The organism is Pantoea sp. QMID4, assembly GCF_030270445.1.
GTDB lineage: Bacteria > Pseudomonadota > Gammaproteobacteria > Enterobacterales > Enterobacteriaceae > Pantoea > Pantoea vagans.
Genome location: NZ_BSXL01000004.1, coordinates 279,873 through 297,235, shown reverse-complemented (window position 1 = coordinate 297,235; position 17,363 = coordinate 279,873). Strand labels below are relative to the sequence as shown.

Here is a 17,363-nt window from a genome sequence, read left to right as displayed (position 1 = left end):
GATCACGCGTCTTCGCGCATCAGTTGTTCTACGGCATCCACTACATCCTGCACGGTACGCACCGCGCGGAAGGTTTCCGGCTTAATTTTACGGCCGGTACGTTTTTGCAGGTGGACCACCATATCGACGGCATCAATGCTGTCGAGTTCCAGATCTTCATACAGCCGTGCCTCAGGATGGATATCCTCAGGGGCAATTTCGAACAAGCTGGTAAGCAGCGAAGCCACTTCCTGATAAATCTCTTGTTTGTTCATCATAAGGTTGTCTCCGCTTTCAGCCGCGCTGTTGGTTGACGAACGCTGCCAGCGTCGCAACAGAGAAGAAGTGGGCACGCAGGGTTTCACTCTCCGCAGAAAGTGCCACGCTATAGCGATTTTTCACTGCCAGGCCAAGTTCCAGTGCATCAATGGAGTCCAGTCCCAGTCCGTCGCCAAACAGCGCCGCATCGGTCTCTATCTCATCGGGACTAAGGTCTTCAAGGTTCAGCGTGTCGATAATCATCTGTTTGATATCGTTAATTAATGAATCCATACCGGTTTTTGTCTTACCTGTTCTGGGGGACCAGCGCCTTCTCTAAATGGCGGGTCAGGCGACGCGCCGCCAACGGCTGCGCGTCGGGATTGCTTTCACAAAACGACTCACTGTCGATTCGCGCCTGTACGCGTACGATAAACAGCGGTTTGACCGGCGGAATCTGATACCAGCGGCTCTGCTTATCGAGCATACGCTGGCTGCAGGTGATGTGAATCACTCGCAGATCGCATCCGGCGCGTACCGCGATATTGGCGGCCCCGCGCTGCAGGGTCAGCGGCTGACCATAGCGGGTGCGGGTGCCTTCCGGAAAAATCAGGATATTGTCGCCGCGCGCCAGTCGCTGCTGACTGTCCGGCAGCAGCGACTCCGCTTCACTGTTAATCAGATAGTCGGCGGCACGGATCACCCCCCGCATAAAGGGGTTCTTTTGCAGATCGGCCTTAACCAGACAATCCATTTCCGGCAGCACCGAGGCGATCATCACGTAGTCGATCAGTGACGGATGATTGGCGACAATCAGGCATCCGCGATCCTGCAGCAGCTGCTCTGCCCCTTCAATGCGGTAGTCATAGACGCCTGTCATCCGGCAGAACCGCAGAAAACAGCGAAAGCTGAAGGCGATAGCGCGTCGGGCCAGTTGACGGCGGCGCAGCGAATCATGCTGAACCAGCAGCAGCAGATTGAAGCCAATCAGTGACAGCAGCAGCCCGCCAAGGCCAAACAGCGTAAAACTTAACGCCGTCATCACCAGCCGCCAGCAGTAGTTAAAACGACTGCCCGTTAACAGCGCCGGTTGTGAACAATCAGCCATGATTTCTCTCCCAGTACCATGTCAGGCGTTCGCCTGCCAGGCTGAAGGTGGTCGATTCCGCCAGCCAATGCTGAAGAAAATGCAGGCTCTGCGGCAACCGCGGTTCTGCGTTCTCCTCTTTTCCGGCGCGGCCTGTACAATGCAGCTCTTTGCCCGTGCGCAGCAGCAGCGCCACTGCATAGGGGACATTTACGCGCTGTTCCGACAGCCACGGCAGATAATAATCTGGCACGATGCCGTCGAAATCGACCAGCAGTACCTGCTGATAACCCGCCTGATGCAAAGCGCTGACTTCAATCAATCCCTGCTGAAAAGAGTCGGTGCCAGCCGCAATAGAGGTGGAGACCAGCGGCGCTTTTGCCGCAATGGTCAGGCTGCCAACCGCCGAATTGTGAACCGACATGGCAAAATCCGTGGGAGACATTGCCTGCTGATCCGCCAGGGTGGTGAGGATACGCAGATTACGCTCCAGTTCACCGTGACGACTGGTAAACACAATCGCGTCAACCTGCTGACGTGCCAGCAGCGCCAGCCCGCACTCAACTGCCGCACGACTGCCGCCGCTCAGACGACGTGCTGTCATCATCGGTAAAAATTGCGGCTTCGCCATCACCTCTGTCGGGTCGATAGCCATGCCCTTTTGTGCCCAGTCTAGCCAGTTCTCGCGCTCATGTAATCCCGGAGCCAGAGCCTGCCAGTCGACCAGTGAGTAAGCGAGTTTCATCTCTACACTCTTTTTGTCATCGGTGTGGAGTCGGCGTTCATCGGGTCGTCCCCGCTTGTGTAAAAGCGTGGCTGACTGAAAGCCTCTGCCGACCCCGCATCAGGCCTTCACGGTAGAGGTTTATTCTGCGGTTCAGCAATAGCGGGTCATCTGATTTGTCGGCAGGTTGCCGGGAATCTTTATGCTCAGAACCTCTGCCAACAGATCATTGCAGCCTCGTGCACATTACTGAGCGGCCAGGGCTGACAGTCGTAACTGGATATCCTGATCGAGATTAGCAATCCAGCGATTGTAGTTATTGTGGATCTCGCCCTGTCCCGCTTTCAGGTTTTCACTGCTGACATAATCGATGCGGTAGTTCTGGCTGGAGTAAGAGATGCGAATGTTTGCTACGAAATCACGCTGGGCCAGCCGGCCATTGATAACGCCAGGGGAAACCGGTGTCATCACCCATTTCCGGCCAATGCCCGCCTCGATAATGGCCATTTTCATCTGGTTGTCGCTGTAGCGTTGCGAGAGGCTCTGATTCACATTATGAATCGGCGCAGTACGTGCACAGCCGGTTAATAACGCAGCAACGATTACCAGTGTGAAAATAGTTTTTTTATTCATGATGAATCCCTTCTTTTATTATACATATCAGTGATTTAAACGGATGTTTTGCCTGGCACTGTTTTAACTTTATGTGCTTTTTTCCGGCTAGCTGGTTTAAAACCCGCGCATGATACCATCGAATGTAAAGACAGGTAAGCAGAAGTATGCACAGGTTTTTAGTGCATATTTGGAGGATTAAAACGGCGCAAAGTGCGCAGTCGTCGCGACAGTGAGCAGGCCCGACCCCGCCTGTAAAACCCTGACTGCGGCTGGATCGGCCAGGGCAACTACGGTGTAGAATCGGCAGTCCAGCCACCACCCAGCGCGCGGTAGAGGCCGATCTGCGCCAGCAGCAGATTATTTTTAACCGTCACCCGATTGAGCTGGGTTGAAAACAGGGTTCGCTGGGCATCCAGTTCATCCAGATAAGAAGCGTATCCGTTCTGATAGCGATTGCGGGCAATGCGCAGCGCCTCCGTTACATAGGCTTCCTGCTTTTGCAACTCCTGGAGTTGTTCCTCACCCCGTCTGATGGCATCAATGGCATCGCTGACCTCCGAGAAGGCGTTGCGCACCACTTTTTCATAGCCATAAAGTGCCTGATTGCGCGTCGCCATGGAGACATCCACCTGCGTCGTCAGTGCTTCGCGGTTCAGCAGCGGTGCGAGGATGCTGCCACCTACGCTCCACAGCCGGAACGGGTCATCCGCCAGTTGATGCAGCACCGAACTCTGCAGGGTGCCGGTGGCGGTGAGGTTCAGGCCCGGCAATAGTTTCGCCCGCGACGATGCCAGGCTCGCATCTGCGGCCAGTAACTGACGCTGTGCCTGCACAATGTCCGGACGGCGATTGAGCAGCTCTGAGGGCAGCAGTGACGGCATATGCTGCGGTAAAATCTGGTCGAACTGCTGACGACGGGCAATGCTGCGCGGATTCATGCCCACCAGAATACTCAGCGCATTCTCCTGCTGGGTGATCTGATGTTGCAGCTGCGGCATTTGTGCTCTGGCTGACTGATATTCCGAGGCGGCCTGCATCCACTCCAGTCTGGAGGTGTAGCCGGTTTCAAACTGACGCTGTGCCAGCTTCAGGGAATTGTTGCGGGTCACCAGTGTCGCCTCCGTCACCCGCAGCTGTTCATCCAGTGCGCAGAGGTTAAGATATCCTGACGCCACCGAACTGGCGATGGTCAGCTCGGCCGCAGACGCGGCGGCCTGCTGCGCCGCTAATGTCGCCTGTGCGGCCGAAATGCTACTGCTGCGTGCCCCCCAGAGATCGACCTCATAGTTCGCCTGTAATAAGCCCTGGAAAACATCGGTTTCATACGGCTGTCCCGTCACTGACGAGAGCGTGCGCTCGCGGGTCGCAGCCACCCCGGCGTTCAGCGTTGGAAAGTTATCGCCCTGCGTGGCGCGCAGCTGAGCGCGATACTGATCAACCCGGGATCGTGCCGTGAGAATATCGGGATTATTGCGCAGCGCCTGCGTCACCAGCCGGTTGAGATATTCATCATGAAACGCGCGCCACCACGCTGCCTCCGGTGCGGCAGAAGGACCGACATTATTACGCCACCCGTCGGGGATCGGCAGAGAGGCCGGTGCCTTTTCAACCTGGGTGGCACAACCTGTCAGCAGCAGGGCCATCACACCGATCAGTAAGCGAACCCTCATGGTGCGCCCTCAGCAGCGGGCTGGGCGGCGGTATCGATATTCACTTCGACCGACATACCCGGACGCAGCTGCTGCATATCCTGATCGTTGATGCGGATGCGAACCGGAATACGCTGTGCGATTTTAACGAAGTTGCCGGTAGCGTTATCAGGCGAAATGGCGCTGAACTCTGAGCCTGCGGCCGGCGAGATAAATTCCACCTGCCCGTTAAAGCGTCTGCCATCCAGCGCATCGACCCGAATGGTCACCGGCAGGCCGGGACGAATATTGGCCAGCTGGGTCTCTTTCAGGTTCGCGATGATCCATTTGTGATTGGGGACCACCGAGGTCAGGCGCGTGCCGGCCGTGACATAGGCACCGGTGCGCACCGATAGCTGACCAAGCTGGCCATCGTCGGGCGCGGTAATGCGGGTATTCGCCAGATCGATCTCTGCCAGTTCCAGCGCAGCGCGGGCGCTCCCGACATCGCCTTCCAGCGCATCACGGTTAACGATGACGGTTTGCAGATTCTGCCCGGCGACAGCGATCTGCGCCGCCGCCTGACGCACCTGTGCCTGGGCCTGTGCATTGGCGGCACGCGCCGCGTCACGCTCGCGCACCGACAGCGATCCATCCGCCGTAAGATTTTCAACGCGCTTCAGATCAAAGCCGCTTTTCAGCGCCTGAGCTTTGGCATTCTCCAGCGCCGCTTTATTGCTCTGAATCGTCGCTTCTGCGCTGCGCCGCTGCTGCAGATTATTGTTGAGTGCAGCCTGCTTCATCGCCAGCTGCGCCTGCGCCTGATGCACCCGCTGGCGATAGATACGGTCGTCAATCGTCATCAGCAGCTGCCCTTTTTTCACCGGCTGCAGGTCAATCACCTCTACCGAAGTGAGATAGCCATTAACCTGCGGACTGATAAAGGTTACCTGACCGCGCACATAGGCGTTTTCGGTACTTTGTATGGCGCTGGTGAAGGGCCAGAGTTGCCAGGCGTAGAGAATAACCAGTACGCCAATCACCACAATGCCGCTGCCTGCGGCAATAGAAAGAATACGGCGGCGATTGGCGCGCTCGCGTTCCGCCGCCTGAAGCTCATCCTGCTGACTCATTGTTTCTCCGTTGATTCCTGTAACGCGGCCAGCTGTTGCTGCTCGCGCAGGTTAAATTGCGCCTGACGCCAGTCAAGATAGCGACGTCGGGTTAAACGCCAGATCACCCACATCAGCGTGACCAGGGCCAGCGCGGCAGTTAACAGGTAGGTGTCGTTATAAGCGAGCACGTTGGCCTGCAGCGTGGCAACCGTCTGTAACTGGCTGGTGCTCTGCGCGCCGCGCAGAACGTCGTCACCCACCAGAGAATTAAACAGCGCATTGTACTGGCTGAGCCGCTCGGTAACGTTGGGATCGAGTAGTGAGAGCTGATCGCCCAACAGGCTGGAGTGATATTTTTCCCGCCAGACCTGAAACGTGCCCAGAATCGCCGAGCCGATCAGCCCGCCCAGGTTCTGACTCATGCCAAACAGCACCACAAAGCTCACCAGATTTTTCGGCTGCGTGACCACGCTGCCAATGCCCATCAGCATGGCAGGTGCCATGAAAAATGCGCTGCTGAAACCCAGCAGAAACTGGCTGAAATACATCTCGGGTCCACGAGTCAGTGGACTGGATTGCGCATCCATCAGCGAGGCGATAATCATCACCACCAGCGACGCGACAATCGGCCAGTTAAGATGCGCAGGCTTGATGGTCAGCGCACTGGCAGCGATGCCCACGATAACCCCGGCCATGATCGCCAATGCCAGACCGCGCATCTGATCGTTCTGCAGGCCGATTTGCTGCAGAAAGCCAACCGCACCGGTGTTCTGTTCCGCCAGCACAATACGGATCATGATCATCACAATGCCCAGCCGCACCATCATGCCGCTACTGAGCCAGCGGGTATTAATCAGCGGGTTGCGCCGGTTATGTTCAATGACGATGGCCGCGACAATCAGCGTCAGGGCAATCGCGGTACAGATACCGAGCCAGGGCGTGGTAAACCACCACTCAATACGGCCCAGCGTCAGTACACCGCACAACAGCGCCATGCCAGGCGCCAGCAGGATAAAGGTGACGAAGTCCATCTTCTCAAACGTTTTGATGCGATCGCCCGGAGGCAGTTTCACCAGCAGGACTCCACCGAGCGCAATCAGCGCCAGACCGAGTTCAAACAGATAAAGACCGCGCCACTCATTGAGCTGCAGTAATTCCGACGAGAATAAGCGGGCCAGCGGGATAGCCAGTTGCGAGGCCGTCAGCCCTATCACCAGCGCTTTCAGCCTGTGTTTCGCAGGCCAGGCCTGTACCTGATAGTAGATACCCAGCGAGCTGAGCGCCGCAGCCACCATGCCGTGGGCCGTGCGCACAACAATCGCCGAGCTTAAATCGTTGGCGAACAGATGAAAGAACGCCACCAGCACATAGAGCACCAGAAACGCTTCGGTAAAGACACGCAGACCAAACTGCTGACGGAACTTCACCAGCAGCAGGTTAATGGAGATATTGCCCATCACGTAGACCGCAGGCAGCCAGGCAATTTCATTCGACCAGGCCCCAAAGGTGCCCTGCAGATTAACCAGGTTCGCCGTAACCAGCGCATTACTCAGCGCGCCAGTCAGCGAGATCAGTAAGCCGATCAGGCCAAACGCCAGGCGTTTTGGCATCGGATGCAGCGGGGTCGAGGGTGAACCCGGCAGCATTGGTTTTTCATGCGGCAACCACTCGCGTGCAGCGTAGGGATTTCGCTTTGCCACTGCTACATACTTCCCATGCGGCTCAGCAGTTGTTGCAGTACACGCTCGGTGACGGCCAGATCCTGCGGATCGATATCGGCCAGCATTTCAGTACGGAGTGCATCAGCTTCGGTTTTCACTTTAGCGAACGCTTCGTTGCCCTTTTCGGTCAGCACCAGGTGACGTTTACGGCGATCTTCCGGCGGCTGTACCCGCGTCAGCAGTGACTGTTTGACCAGCCGATCCACCAGCGGCACCATGCTGGCATCTTCCAGTCCCAGCAGCTGCGCCAGTTCGGTCTGAGTCATGCGTTGCGGTTCACTGGCAATCAGCCCGATGGCCATCCAGCTGCTCATGCTTAAGCCGCTATCTTTGAGGTGACGATCCACCGCCAGCCGCCAGGCGTGGGCGGTCAGATGCAGTAAATGGGTAAAGGTACGGGTATGCTGAGACAAATGTTAGCAGCCTAATAGTAAGATATCTAATTGAGTGGAAGCGTTATTATACGCAAAGCGAAACACGATTGAAAAGCGTCCGGTCTGTTAAAAATTAGTGGATCACGTCAGAATGTCCAGAGGCCGTAACCGGGAGCCGGATAACATGAAACAGGCATCAGCAAACTGGGTCGATCTGCGTCGCGACGCCGTCAGTGGTATTGAGGCCCTGCGCGCCCATTTTACCGGCCACGCCTATGACCCACACTGGCACGACAGTTATCTGATTGGCGTGACCGAGCAAGGTGTACAGCAGTTTCATTCGCGACGCAAACAGCATCAGAGTCGTCCCGGAACGGTATTTATGCTTGAGCCGGAGGAGCTGCATGATGGTGATGCCATCAACGACAGCGGTTTTACCTATCGGATGCTCTATCTTTCGCCACAGCAGATTGCCCGCCACCGCGCCTCTGAGCAGGCTGATGGACCCTCACCGCGTGAGCTGCGGTTTGCCGCCACGTTGCGCGATGACCGCCCGCTGGCGTATGCCGTCTGGCACGCATTTGATGCACTGTGGCACAACCATCCCGCCATCATCAAAGAGGCAGCGATGGATCGGATGCTGAGTCAGCTTAGCCCGCACCAGCAGTGGTCTCTGCCCGCGCAGCCCACAGACGGAGATGCCCGGCTGGCGCTGCAGGCACGTGACTGGCTGATTGCCCATCATGCGGATAATCCCGGCCTGGCGCAGATGGCGCAGCATCTGCAGACAGATCGCTTCCGTCTGTCGCGCCTGTTTCAGATTCACTGGGGTTTGCCGCCCCACGCCTGGCTGGTGCAATGGCGACTGAGCCAGGCACGACGCCAGCTGGCGCAGGGCCAGCCTGTCGCCGATGTGGCCGCTGCGCTGGGTTTCGCCGATCAGAGTCATCTGGGCCGCTGGTTTAAGCGCGCCTGCCAGCTCTCTCCCGCCCGTTATCAGCACGCCTGCACAAATCTTCCAGACCCGGGCTGAGCCACTTGCCACAATGCGTTTTTTTCGTCAGGAGAAGCGCAATGCAGGACAAACGATGTGTGATGATACTCAATGCCGCTCTGCCGCCAGGCAAAGCTACCAACGCCGCCGCCGTGATCGCCTTAACCCTGGGACAGCGCCATCCGATGCTGGTGGGTGACACACTTGAGGATGCAGAGAAATACCCCTCACCCGGTTTGATTACTACCGGCATTCCGGTGCTGGCTGCCTCCGACGAAGAGCTCAGTGTTTTGCGGGAACTGGGCGAACAGGCTGATTACGATCTGGTGCTGTTTCCCGAAGCGGGTCAAAGCACCACCGATTATCAGGCGCTGGGTGACGTACTGCGGCAACAACCACGTCAGCAGTGGCGTCTGCTGGGGCTGGCTATCGTCGGCGATAAGAAAGCGCTGCGTAAGCTGACGGCAAAACTGGCGCTTTTCAGTTAGTTTTTCAGCCGGAAGCAGGCGGCAGTTTCCTTTTCCTCATCTATTTCGCCAGCCGAACCCGGCGTTTGTATAGGTTATTTGTACAGATTTGAGTTCGGATTAATCCTTATAAGCTGCTGATAAGTTATTAATAGCACGTTTTGTCAAAGGATCCTATTGTACGGATTGCTTTTCATTGTATAAGTTTACTGCCATGAGTTGTCATGCGACTCTGTAACGAATGATGCATTTGCGTCGCCTCTGAAGGTGTCAGTGGATTTCCACCTTCAGAGGTTATTTTTTGTCTGCTCAGTTTTGCAGCTGGCTGCCATCGCATCTGTCCATGTGATGGCTTTTTTGATCGATTTTGTCCTGACATCCGAACCGGAATCGGGCTGTTCTGAAGGGCTTACACATGCAACATATTCTTCCCCGGACCAATCAGGAAATTGCTGATTATTTTAATCCTGCCGCCAATAAGCCAGCCAGCGAGATGGAAATGCTGGGTATCCTTGTTGCAGAAATTCTGCAATCAGGCATACCAGTGAATAATAAAGCCATTATCTCAAAGCTTATTCATCGGCTGGAACTGGAAAGCGACAGGGAGATGCTGGACATCTACCGGCAGCTGCTTGACCTGGTGGTCCATAAAACCCCGGACGATTTTTCACTGTAATCGCGACTCCACGGAGGGAGTCACCCGCCTTTTTCTGGCATCTTTGCCAGTCGCCCGGTACTATCTGCCCCTCACCATTATCCCAATTTTCCCGCCCCTCGCGCGGGAGCAAAACAATTAAAGAGCCTGTAAAACTTTATGACTCAGACTAATGATGTTGCCGCAACCGACGTTGTGGCGGACGATATCAGTGTGGGGCGCGTTCTGCGTTCGCCTGCGCTACTGACCCGTGAATGCCTGGCCGGTGTGATTACCGCGCTGGCGCTGATCCCTGAAGTGATCTCCTTTTCCGTAATTGCCGGTGTCGATCCAAAAGTCAGTCTGGTCGCCTCGGTGGTACTCTGCCTGACGCTGTCGATACTGGGTGGTCGTCCGGCAATGGTCACGGCAGCGGCAGGTTCCGTGGCGCTGGTGATCGGGCCGATGGTCCATCTGTACGGTGTTGAATATATTCTGCCGGCAGTGGTGATGGGCGGTGTGATTCAGATTCTGTTTGGTGCGGCGGGTCTGGCGCGCATGATGCGCTATATCCCCCGCTCGGTCATGCTGGGATTTGTGAATGCACTTGGCGTACTGATTTTCTTTGCTCAGGTGCCGCACGTCTGGGGTCAGTCATCCCTGGTCTGGATCTTCTTTGCCGTCACCCTGGTTATCGTGCTGTTGTTGCCGCGTCTGTTAAAGAGTGTTCCTTCTCCGCTGGTCGCCATTGTGGTGGTGACTGCGGTCGCACTGTTAATGGGTTATCGCATGCCGAACGTGGGCGATGAAGGGCCAATGAGTCCCGGCCTGCCCGGTTTTAACAATCTGCTGGTGCCGCTTAACCTGCAGACCCTGCAGATTATCTGGCCCACTGCACTGAGCATCGCCTTTGTCGGACTGATGGAGTCATTGCTGACCGCCAAACTGGTTGATGACCTGACCGATACTCCCTCCAGTAAGCGACGTGAAGCCTGGGGACTTGGGGTTGCAAATATTTTTGCCGGTTTTTATGGCGGCATCGCCGGGTGCGCAATGATAGGTCAGACGATTGTTAACGTTGAGCTGGGCCGGGCGCGCAGCCGTGTCTCCACCCTGGCCGCCGGTCTGGTGCTGCTGTTACTGGTGACCGGACTCAGCCAGATTATGGCGCAAATCCCGATGGTGGTGCTGGCCGGGATCATGATGGTGGTGGCGGTGAAAACCGTTAACTGGCATAGCCTGCAGCCCGCTACCCTGAAACGTATGCCGTGGTCAGAGACGCTGATTATGGTGCTGACGGTGGCAGTCACGGTCTGGACAGGTAATCTGGCGCTGGGCGTGCTGGCTGGGGTGATCCTCGCGATGCTGCTGTTTGCCCGTCGTATTGCGCACGTTATCCATGCGGAACGCCAGCTGAGCGACGATGGCAGGTCAGTACGCTATGTGGTGCGTGGTCCGCTATTCTTTGCCAGCAGCAACGATCTGTTTGAGCATTTCGATTATGCCCATGACCCGAAAAAAGTGACGATCGATTTAACGCACGCACAAATCTGGGATGCATCCAGCGTCGCGGCACTGGATGGCATTGAGTATCGCTATCAGCGTTATGGTGCAGAGGTGACCATTGAGGGGCTGGATCCTCGCAGTACTGATTTCCATCAGCGCCTGACCGGTAATTTTGGCTAAGAGGGTGCGTTCTGCTGCCTCTCCGGCAGCAGAGTTTACTCAGCCTGTTGTCGGCGCGCCCGGTAACGGCCCACCATCGTCATCAGCGCCTGATAGATTAAACCGGCGTAGAGACTTGTCAGAACCGCCAGACCAGGCTCCCTGCCCTGCTGCTGCCATGACATAAACCACATGAATACGCCCCACAGAACAGAGAACACCAGCCAGCCGCGGACGAACTTCATCATGCCATTCATAACGACTCCTCTTAAATGAAGCGCTACCTTAGCGTGCTCCTGCCCGCAACGCATTCCCGGCTTACAGGAGTTGAGAGGCGTCTCAAATAATCGCCATTAATTTACGCTACGCCGCGGGCGCTCAATGCTGACTGCGCGATTTTTTGGCGATTCTCTATACTTTACGTTTCGCTTACCTGATCAGAGAATTACGATGAAACGTACGGCTTATCTGTTATCGACGCTGACTATTCTTGCTACCCTCACCGCCTGTGCCCCGCCACCGCCAGGCTGACAGCAGCCGGTTGGCGCGCCGGGAGGTGTCGATCCGGCAGGACAACCGCAGGGATAATAGGGTTCAGGCCAGCCTGTCTTGCAGACTGGCTAGTGCCGGAAGGCGCAGCCGCAGGCTGACATCTCACCCGGAATGACTTTGCCAGAATGAGAGTGACGCTGCTGTAATTGCCCCTCTTCACCGCTATTTTCTGCCTGCTGCCCCAGCCAGCGATCTAATGCGCGGCCAGTGATCTGTCTGACGTCAGGTGACCAGCTGGTAAGATGCCAGGTCGGACTGCGGGCTTCCTCACTGTCACCGAATCCTGCCACCGCCAGATGCGTACCCTGACCAAAATCGCGTACTGCCTGTATCGCACCAAACGCCAGCAGATCGCTTTCACAGAAAAGTGCCTGAATGCGCTCAGCAGCACGGGTCTTTTTCAGATACTGCATCATCGCCTGATAAGCGCCATCACGGTCGTCAGCGCCAGCAGTGAGTTCTGCATCCAGCGTCATGCCCGCCGCCTGTAATGTGGTGCAGTAGCTCTGCTTCTGCGCCATGTCACCGGGCTGGATCTGCAAAAAGCCAAACCGCTGATGCCCCTGCGCGAGCAGTAGCGCTGCGGTTACCTCGCCTGCCCGCAGCGCATCCGCCTGCCATTCAGGTTCTGCGTTTATCTCCAGCACCGGCAGATTACAGGCACTGATGGCCTTGTTTCCGGGTAATAGCAGCAAACCCCGCAGCGCAAGGGGTGTCGCCTGCTGGATAAGTGCTGTCAGCGCGACGTCGGTTTCGGCATTCAGCAGCACCGTGATAATCCCGCGCGCATTGAACTGGCGCGTGACCTCATCCAGTATTTTCTGTTGAAAGGGATTGTGCAGCTGGCTGGCGACAACGCCGATAATTGGGGGTAAAGCCGGTTCCGTTGAATCAGGAATAGAAGATGTACTCATTGGCGTTAACTTCTCTGAGACGGCAAACAATCCTCCACTTTACGATAAGCCAGGGCGTTTCAACAGGTTACAGAGTTCGATGCAGGCCGCAAAAATGAGTGAAATCAAATGTAATTGAGTTTGCGATATCAGAGCAGCAGGCGTCAGAAAGAGGCGAGAGAGGGACCGGGCAGCAGGAATTGAACCCGCATCGTCAACCCATTAAGAGTTGCAGTAATACCTTTATACCATGCCCGAAAAGTTTGCCAGGAAAGCGCGCAATGTGAACAAGGTTAGTACTCCTTTAAGAACTGACAAGCGCAAGCGGCATGTTTATTCAACAATCGGTGCATAAACCAGGCGCTGGCACCTGCAGACATTGATTATTCCGCTAACCTTAAATTTCAGGCAACCTGTCCCGCCCGGGACATATGGCCAACACGACACAGAGGTCAGGACCATGCCTTCAGGACAATTTTATGTGGTTGATCAGCCCGAACTGAGTTTTACCGCCAACTATCGTCTGGATAGAGTCAATGACAAACCCTTTGCCTCGCGGATGGTTCTGGAGATCCAGAAGCAGTCGCAGCCAACAGATGCATTCGATGCTATCAGCATCGGGCATGAAGTGACCTTTGTTTCATCCAGTGGAGAGGCGCAACGAATGGTGCTGGTAAGTGATACGGATGATGAACTGGTGTTCAGCTCGCGCGACTGACAGCGATTAATACCGCCAGCCGGATGTTTTCGTCACCGTCACGCCAGATAACAGATACAAAAAAACCGCCCCTGGGCGGTTACGACATTACTGCATATTACTTTGTTTTATTCTTTTTCTGCGGCAGAAATATGGTGCCCGGGGCGGGACTTGAACCCGCACAGCCTTACAGCCGAGGGATTTTAAATCCCTTGTGTCTACCGATTTCACCACCCGGGCAGGGTGTAACTGGAGGCGCGTCCCGGAGTCGAACCGAGGTACACGGATTTGCAATCCGCTGCATAGCCACTCTGCCAACGCGCCTTAAACTGATGTGCCGTCAGGCTAACCTGACCTGCGAATCTGGAGCGGGAAACGAGACTCGAACTCGCGACCCCGACCTTGGCAAGGTCGTGCTCTACCAACTGAGCTATTCCCGCAATTTTCAGCAATTTCGTCGAACCTGCTGATTTTATTTATCTTCTGGCAGCCTGGCTGCCGTTCGATGCGTTGCATTCTACTTAGATGACGCAATGAGTCAATAAAATTATCCTCACAGCGTATCCGTTTGCTGCTTTTTGAATCGTATCGATCACGGTTCGAGCAGATCGCCGCGCGCGGCGCTTAGATACTGGAACATAGACCAGAAAGTCAGTACTGCAGCAATGTACAACGCGACTACGCCAACCGCCACAACGGTGGCATCAGGACGCCACAGTAAGGCAAACAGTGAGAACATCTGAGCGGTGGTTTTCACTTTACCTATCCAGGAAACCGACACGCTGCTGCGTTTGCCAATCTCCGCCATCCATTCACGCAGCGCAGAGATAATGATCTCGCGGGCAATCATGGTGGCTGCAGGCAGTGTAATCCACCAGGCGTGGAAATATTCCGCCACCAGCACCAGCGCAATCGCCACCATCACTTTATCCGCTACCGGATCGAGAAACGCACCAAAGCGCGTTGTCTGCTTCCAGCGGCGTGCCAGAAAGCCATCAAACCAGTCGGTGATGGCAGCAATGACGAAAATCAGTGCGGTGGCCAGCGGCGCCCAGGTGAACGGCAGATAGAAAGCCAGCACAAAGAACGGAATGAGCACGACTCGAAACAGGGTGAGACACGTCGGGATGTTTAATTGCATATGCCGGTAACTGTCTGGATATAGGTAAAATTTAGCCTATGTTCCTACATTGCCCCCCCTGTTTCAATGCTAGTGTTTCAACGAGTAGTATATTTTTTCTGCCAGCGCGTGTGAGATGCCAGGGACATTGGCGATCTCCTCCACTGACGCATTCATCAGCGGCTGCAGGCCCCCCATGTACTTAAGCAGTTGCTGACGCCGTTTTGGCCCTACTCCTTCGATGCTTTCCAGTGCGCTGGTGTTTTTTACTTTGGCTCGTTTTTTACGATGACCTGAAATGGCATGATTGTGAGCGTCATCACGAATGTGCTGAATCACATGCAATGCTGGCGCATCCGGGGGCAGCGAAACACCCTCACCTTCCGCCTCAAAGAACAGCGTTTCCAGTCCGGCTTTACGGTCGCTGCCTTTGGCGACACCGAGTAAAATGGGCCGGTTTTTGTCCCAGGGCACATCCAGCTCCGCGAAAACCTGCTTCGCCTGAGAGAGCTGGCCTTTACCGCCATCGATCAGTATCACATCCGGGATTTTATCTTCTTCAATCGCTTTACCATACCGGCGTCGTAACACCTGATTCATGGCAGCGTAATCATCGCCCGGCGTAATGCCGGTGATGTTATAGCGGCGATAGTCAGCACGCAGCGGGCCATTCTGGTCGAACACCACACAGGAGGCGATGGTCTGCTCACCCATGGTATGGCTGATATCGAAACACTCCATGCGCGTGATCCGGTCAAGCTCAAGAAACTCTGCCAGCGCCATCAGCCGCTGATGAATCGTTGAGTGCTGCGACAGACGCGTGGTTAATGCCGTCGCGGCGTTAGTGCGCGCCAGCTTAAGATAGCGGGCGCGGTCACCGCGCGGCTTGCTCTGGATATTTACCCGGCGTCCTGCCAGTGTACTGAGCGACTCCGCCAGCAGCTCGCGTTCCGGCAGGATAAAGTCCAGCAGAATATCACCCGGCAGCGTGCGTGCCTCGCTGCCCTGCAGATAGAACTGCCCGACAAAGGTCTGAACCACTTCAGCCAGGTCGGTATCCACTGGCACTTTCGGGAAGTAGCTGCGGCTGCCCAACACTTTGCCCTGACGAATAAACAGCACGTGAAGACAGGCCATGCCTGCTTCATAAGCCACCCCCATCACATCCAGGTCATCACCCTGATTGGAGACAAACTGCTTTTCGGTGATGCGGCGTACAGCCTGAATCTGATCGCGCAGTCGTGCCGCTTCTTCGAAGCGCAGGCCAATGCTCGCCTCTTCCATGCGTTTGACCAGCTGATTGAGAACCTGATCGTCTTTCCCGGCTAAAAACAGGCGCACGTAATCAGTCTGCTGCGCATACTCCTCTTCACTGACCAGGCCCGCGACACAGGGACCAAGACAGCGACCAATCTGATATTGCAGACAGGGCCGGGAGCGATTGCGGTAGACACTGTTTTCACACTGACGAACAGGAAAGACTTTTTGTAGCAGGCCCAGCGTTTCCCGCACTGCATAACCGTTGGGGAATGGGCCAAAGTATTCGCCTTTGGCATGCTTTGCGCCACGGTGCATCGCCAGCCGCGGATGGGTATCGCTGCTAAGAAAAATGTAGGGATATGATTTATCGTCGCGCAGCAGTACGTTATAGCGCGGCTGATAGAGCTTAATGTAGTTATGCTCAAGCAGCAGCGCTTCGGTTTCGGTGTGGGTAACGGTGACATCGATGTGCTGGATATTGCTGACAAGCGCTTCGGTTTTGCGGCTGCCGACCTGGGTGCGGAAGTAGCTGGTGAGACGCTTCTTCAGGTCTTTGGCTTTGCCCACATAGATGACGGTGCCTGAGGCGTCATACATGCGGTAAACACCGGGTTTGCTGGTTACCGTACTCAGAAAGGCTTTAGAATTAAAAACGTCATTCACTACTGATTAACGGCTCCGCATTATAGAGGCCATGTCGAATGGCCAGATGCGTTAACTCTACATCGCCACTGATATTCAGCTTACTGAACATCCGGTAGCGGTAACTGTTAACGGTTTTAGGACTGAGATTCAACTGCTCGGAAATTTCCGTCACCTTTTGTCCCCGGGTGATCATCAGCATAATCTGCAATTCCCTTTCCGACAAACAGCTAAAGGGCGATTCCGCTTTTTGCGGCTCAATCTGGCTTAGCGCCATCTGCTGAGCGATGTCTGACGCAATGTAGCGCTGACCGGCATTTACCGAGCGAATCGCATTAATCACTTCCTGTGGCGCAGCCCCTTTACTAAGGTAACCTGCTGCACCCGCCTGCATAACCTTAGCAGGCAGCGGATTTTCCGTGTGAATGGTCAGCATGATAATTTTAATATCAGGATTATAACGCACGATTTTGCGCGTCGCCTCCAGTCCGCCGATCCCCGGCATATTCATGTCCATGAGGATCACATCAACCTGATTGGCACGGCACCATCTGGCGGCATCCTCTCCACAGTTGACCTCTCCGACCACGGCCAGACCTTTCACATCCTCCAGGATGCGCCGGATACCCGCACGGACAAGTTCATGGTCATCAACAAGAAGCACACTGATCAACGGGGAAACTCCAGAGGCTAAAAAAGAAGAAGTGATTCACGATTTCAGGCATCAATCATACCCGCTTTCACCTCAAAAGCACATCAACAAAGCAAAACAGTGTAAGCATTACATGACTGCTGTCACGCTCATCCGGGAGAGATCAACCGGCGTTTATGATAAAAGAATGGACCACGAAAGAACCAATAAATTATATTCTTTTCAGTTAATTAACCCCAAATCACCTTAAGGTTTAGTGCCGTATATCCTCAGGACTGCTGAGTCG

The 17,363-nt window shown here is 55.3% G+C and carries 19 protein-coding genes and 4 tRNA genes; 5 read left to right on the top strand and 18 right to left on the bottom strand.

Features of this window, described 5'->3' with window-relative positions; all coding sequences use genetic code 11:
* Positions 1–2: 2 nt before the first annotated feature.
* The 9 genes from QSK07_RS11150 to QSK07_RS11110 form a co-directional block, all read right to left on the bottom strand.
* A complete protein-coding gene (locus QSK07_RS11150; RefSeq protein WP_098050993.1) occupies positions 3–257 on the bottom strand; it encodes an acyl carrier protein in 255 nt (84 codons plus the stop codon).
* 16 nt (positions 258–273) lie between these two features.
* Complete coding sequence (locus tag QSK07_RS11145) at positions 274–531, bottom strand: phosphopantetheine-binding protein (RefSeq protein WP_098050994.1); 258 nt, start codon at positions 529–531, stop codon at positions 274–276.
* 13 nt (positions 532–544) lie between these two features.
* Complete coding sequence (locus tag QSK07_RS11140; RefSeq protein ID WP_285720686.1) at positions 545–1,345, bottom strand: lysophospholipid acyltransferase family protein; 801 nt, start codon at positions 1,343–1,345, stop codon at positions 545–547.
* Entirely contained in the window at positions 1,338–2,069 is a 732-nt protein-coding gene (locus tag QSK07_RS11135) for a beta-ketoacyl synthase chain length factor (RefSeq protein ID WP_285720687.1), read from the bottom strand. The genes QSK07_RS11140 and QSK07_RS11135 overlap by 8 nt, the downstream gene beginning before the upstream one ends.
* 225 nt (positions 2,070–2,294) lie before the next feature.
* Positions 2,295–2,681: a hypothetical protein gene (locus QSK07_RS11130; RefSeq protein WP_285720688.1), complete on the bottom strand. Its 387-nt coding sequence runs from the start codon at positions 2,679–2,681 to the stop codon at positions 2,295–2,297.
* 269 nt (positions 2,682–2,950) lie between these two features.
* The gene (locus QSK07_RS11125) at positions 2,951–4,333 is read right to left on the bottom strand and encodes an efflux transporter outer membrane subunit (RefSeq protein ID WP_285720689.1); all 1,383 of its coding nucleotides are present in this window, start codon (positions 4,331–4,333) and stop codon (positions 2,951–2,953) included.
* Entirely contained in the window at positions 4,330–5,424 is a 1,095-nt protein-coding gene (locus QSK07_RS11120) for an HlyD family secretion protein (protein WP_285720690.1), read from the bottom strand. The genes QSK07_RS11125 and QSK07_RS11120 overlap by 4 nt, the downstream gene beginning before the upstream one ends.
* Positions 5,421–7,106, bottom strand: coding sequence for an MFS transporter (locus tag QSK07_RS11115; protein WP_285720691.1), 1,686 nt, complete (start codon positions 7,104–7,106; stop codon positions 5,421–5,423). The genes QSK07_RS11120 and QSK07_RS11115 overlap by 4 nt, the downstream gene beginning before the upstream one ends.
* A 2-nt stretch (positions 7,107–7,108) precedes the next feature.
* Complete coding sequence (locus QSK07_RS11110; RefSeq protein ID WP_013357394.1) at positions 7,109–7,540, bottom strand: MarR family winged helix-turn-helix transcriptional regulator; 432 nt, start codon at positions 7,538–7,540, stop codon at positions 7,109–7,111.
* A 145-nt stretch (positions 7,541–7,685) separates the two neighbouring features.
* Here QSK07_RS11110 and QSK07_RS11105 point away from each other — a divergent pair, with 145 nt between their 5' ends.
* The 4 genes from QSK07_RS11105 to QSK07_RS11090 all read left to right on the top strand — a co-directional run bounded on the left by QSK07_RS11105 (position 7,686) and on the right by QSK07_RS11090 (position 11,282).
* On the top strand, positions 7,686–8,534 hold the full coding sequence (locus QSK07_RS11105) for an AraC family transcriptional regulator (protein ID WP_098051001.1): 849 nt from the start codon (positions 7,686–7,688) through the stop codon (positions 8,532–8,534).
* Positions 8,535–8,575: 41 nt separating this feature from the next.
* On the top strand, positions 8,576–8,983 hold the full coding sequence (locus QSK07_RS11100) for a DUF2000 domain-containing protein (RefSeq protein WP_098051002.1): 408 nt from the start codon (positions 8,576–8,578) through the stop codon (positions 8,981–8,983).
* A 394-nt stretch (positions 8,984–9,377) separates the two neighbouring features.
* Positions 9,378–9,638, top strand: a complete 261-nt coding sequence (locus QSK07_RS11095) for a biofilm/acid-resistance regulator YmgB/AriR (protein WP_285720692.1) — start codon at positions 9,378–9,380, stop codon at positions 9,636–9,638.
* Between the two features lie 138 nt (positions 9,639–9,776).
* The gene (locus tag QSK07_RS11090; protein WP_285720693.1) at positions 9,777–11,282 is read left to right on the top strand and encodes a SulP family inorganic anion transporter; all 1,506 of its coding nucleotides are present in this window, start codon (positions 9,777–9,779) and stop codon (positions 11,280–11,282) included.
* Between the two features lie 35 nt (positions 11,283–11,317).
* Here QSK07_RS11090 and QSK07_RS11085 read toward each other — a convergent pair whose 3' ends face one another.
* The 3 genes from QSK07_RS11085 to QSK07_RS11075 all read right to left on the bottom strand — a co-directional run bounded on the left by QSK07_RS11085 (position 11,318) and on the right by QSK07_RS11075 (position 12,964).
* Complete coding sequence (locus tag QSK07_RS11085; RefSeq protein WP_098051004.1) at positions 11,318–11,518, bottom strand: DUF6404 family protein; 201 nt, start codon at positions 11,516–11,518, stop codon at positions 11,318–11,320.
* A gap of 363 nt (positions 11,519–11,881) precedes the next feature.
* Positions 11,882–12,727 carry a substrate-binding domain-containing protein gene (locus QSK07_RS11080; RefSeq protein ID WP_285720694.1) on the bottom strand — a complete coding sequence of 282 codons (846 nt, stop codon included), beginning with the start codon at positions 12,725–12,727 and terminating at the stop codon, positions 11,882–11,884.
* A gap of 164 nt (positions 12,728–12,891) precedes the next feature.
* A tRNA-Lys gene (locus tag QSK07_RS11075) sits at positions 12,892–12,964 on the bottom strand.
* A gap of 202 nt (positions 12,965–13,166) precedes the next feature.
* On the opposite strand from QSK07_RS11075, the gene QSK07_RS11070 reads away from it, so the two are divergent.
* A complete protein-coding gene (locus tag QSK07_RS11070) occupies positions 13,167–13,424 on the top strand; it encodes a hypothetical protein (RefSeq protein ID WP_098051006.1) in 258 nt (85 codons plus the stop codon).
* A gap of 132 nt (positions 13,425–13,556) precedes the next feature.
* On the opposite strand, the gene QSK07_RS11065 is transcribed toward QSK07_RS11070, so the two are convergent.
* From QSK07_RS11065 to uvrY, 6 genes are all read right to left on the bottom strand, one after another.
* Positions 13,557–13,643 (bottom strand) — tRNA-Leu (locus QSK07_RS11065).
* A gap of 10 nt (positions 13,644–13,653) precedes the next feature.
* Positions 13,654–13,727: transfer RNA gene (locus QSK07_RS11060), tRNA-Cys, on the bottom strand.
* Between the two features lie 40 nt (positions 13,728–13,767).
* Positions 13,768–13,843: transfer RNA gene (locus tag QSK07_RS11055), tRNA-Gly, on the bottom strand.
* Positions 13,844–13,995: 152 nt separating this feature from the next.
* The gene (gene pgsA, locus QSK07_RS11050) at positions 13,996–14,544 is read right to left on the bottom strand and encodes a CDP-diacylglycerol--glycerol-3-phosphate 3-phosphatidyltransferase (RefSeq protein ID WP_098051007.1); all 549 of its coding nucleotides are present in this window, start codon (positions 14,542–14,544) and stop codon (positions 13,996–13,998) included.
* Between the two features lie 69 nt (positions 14,545–14,613).
* On the bottom strand, positions 14,614–16,446 hold the full coding sequence (gene uvrC / locus QSK07_RS11045; protein WP_285720695.1) for an excinuclease ABC subunit UvrC: 1,833 nt from the start codon (positions 16,444–16,446) through the stop codon (positions 14,614–14,616).
* Positions 16,439–17,098, bottom strand: a complete 660-nt coding sequence (gene uvrY / locus QSK07_RS11040; RefSeq protein ID WP_013357383.1) for a UvrY/SirA/GacA family response regulator transcription factor — start codon at positions 17,096–17,098, stop codon at positions 16,439–16,441. The genes uvrC and uvrY overlap by 8 nt, the downstream gene beginning before the upstream one ends.
* Positions 17,099–17,363 lie beyond the last annotated feature (265 nt).

Coding starts and splice junctions, on each gene's coding strand:
- QSK07_RS11095 (WP_285720692.1), top strand. CDS start 9,378: ATGCAACATATTCTTCCCCGGACCAATCAGGAAATTGCTGATTATTTT.
- QSK07_RS11140 (WP_285720686.1), bottom strand. CDS start 1,345: ATGGCTGATTGTTCACAACCGGCGCTGTTAACGGGCAGTCGTTTTAAC.
- QSK07_RS11080 (WP_285720694.1), bottom strand. CDS start 12,727: ATGAGTACATCTTCTATTCCTGATTCAACGGAACCGGCTTTACCCCCA.
- QSK07_RS11070 (WP_098051006.1), top strand. CDS start 13,167: ATGCCTTCAGGACAATTTTATGTGGTTGATCAGCCCGAACTGAGTTTT.
- QSK07_RS11125 (WP_285720689.1), bottom strand. CDS start 4,333: ATGAGGGTTCGCTTACTGATCGGTGTGATGGCCCTGCTGCTGACAGGT.
- QSK07_RS11085 (WP_098051004.1), bottom strand. CDS start 11,518: ATGAATGGCATGATGAAGTTCGTCCGCGGCTGGCTGGTGTTCTCTGTT.
- QSK07_RS11130 (WP_285720688.1), bottom strand. CDS start 2,681: ATGAATAAAAAAACTATTTTCACACTGGTAATCGTTGCTGCGTTATTA.
- QSK07_RS11100 (WP_098051002.1), top strand. CDS start 8,576: ATGCAGGACAAACGATGTGTGATGATACTCAATGCCGCTCTGCCGCCA.
- pgsA (WP_098051007.1), bottom strand. CDS start 14,544: ATGCAATTAAACATCCCGACGTGTCTCACCCTGTTTCGAGTCGTGCTC.
- QSK07_RS11135 (WP_285720687.1), bottom strand. CDS start 2,069: ATGAAACTCGCTTACTCACTGGTCGACTGGCAGGCTCTGGCTCCGGGA.
- QSK07_RS11120 (WP_285720690.1), bottom strand. CDS start 5,424: ATGAGTCAGCAGGATGAGCTTCAGGCGGCGGAACGCGAGCGCGCCAAT.
- QSK07_RS11145 (WP_098050994.1), bottom strand. CDS start 531: ATGGATTCATTAATTAACGATATCAAACAGATGATTATCGACACGCTG.
- QSK07_RS11105 (WP_098051001.1), top strand. CDS start 7,686: ATGAAACAGGCATCAGCAAACTGGGTCGATCTGCGTCGCGACGCCGTC.
- QSK07_RS11150 (WP_098050993.1), bottom strand. CDS start 257: ATGATGAACAAACAAGAGATTTATCAGGAAGTGGCTTCGCTGCTTACC.
- QSK07_RS11090 (WP_285720693.1), top strand. CDS start 9,777: ATGACTCAGACTAATGATGTTGCCGCAACCGACGTTGTGGCGGACGAT.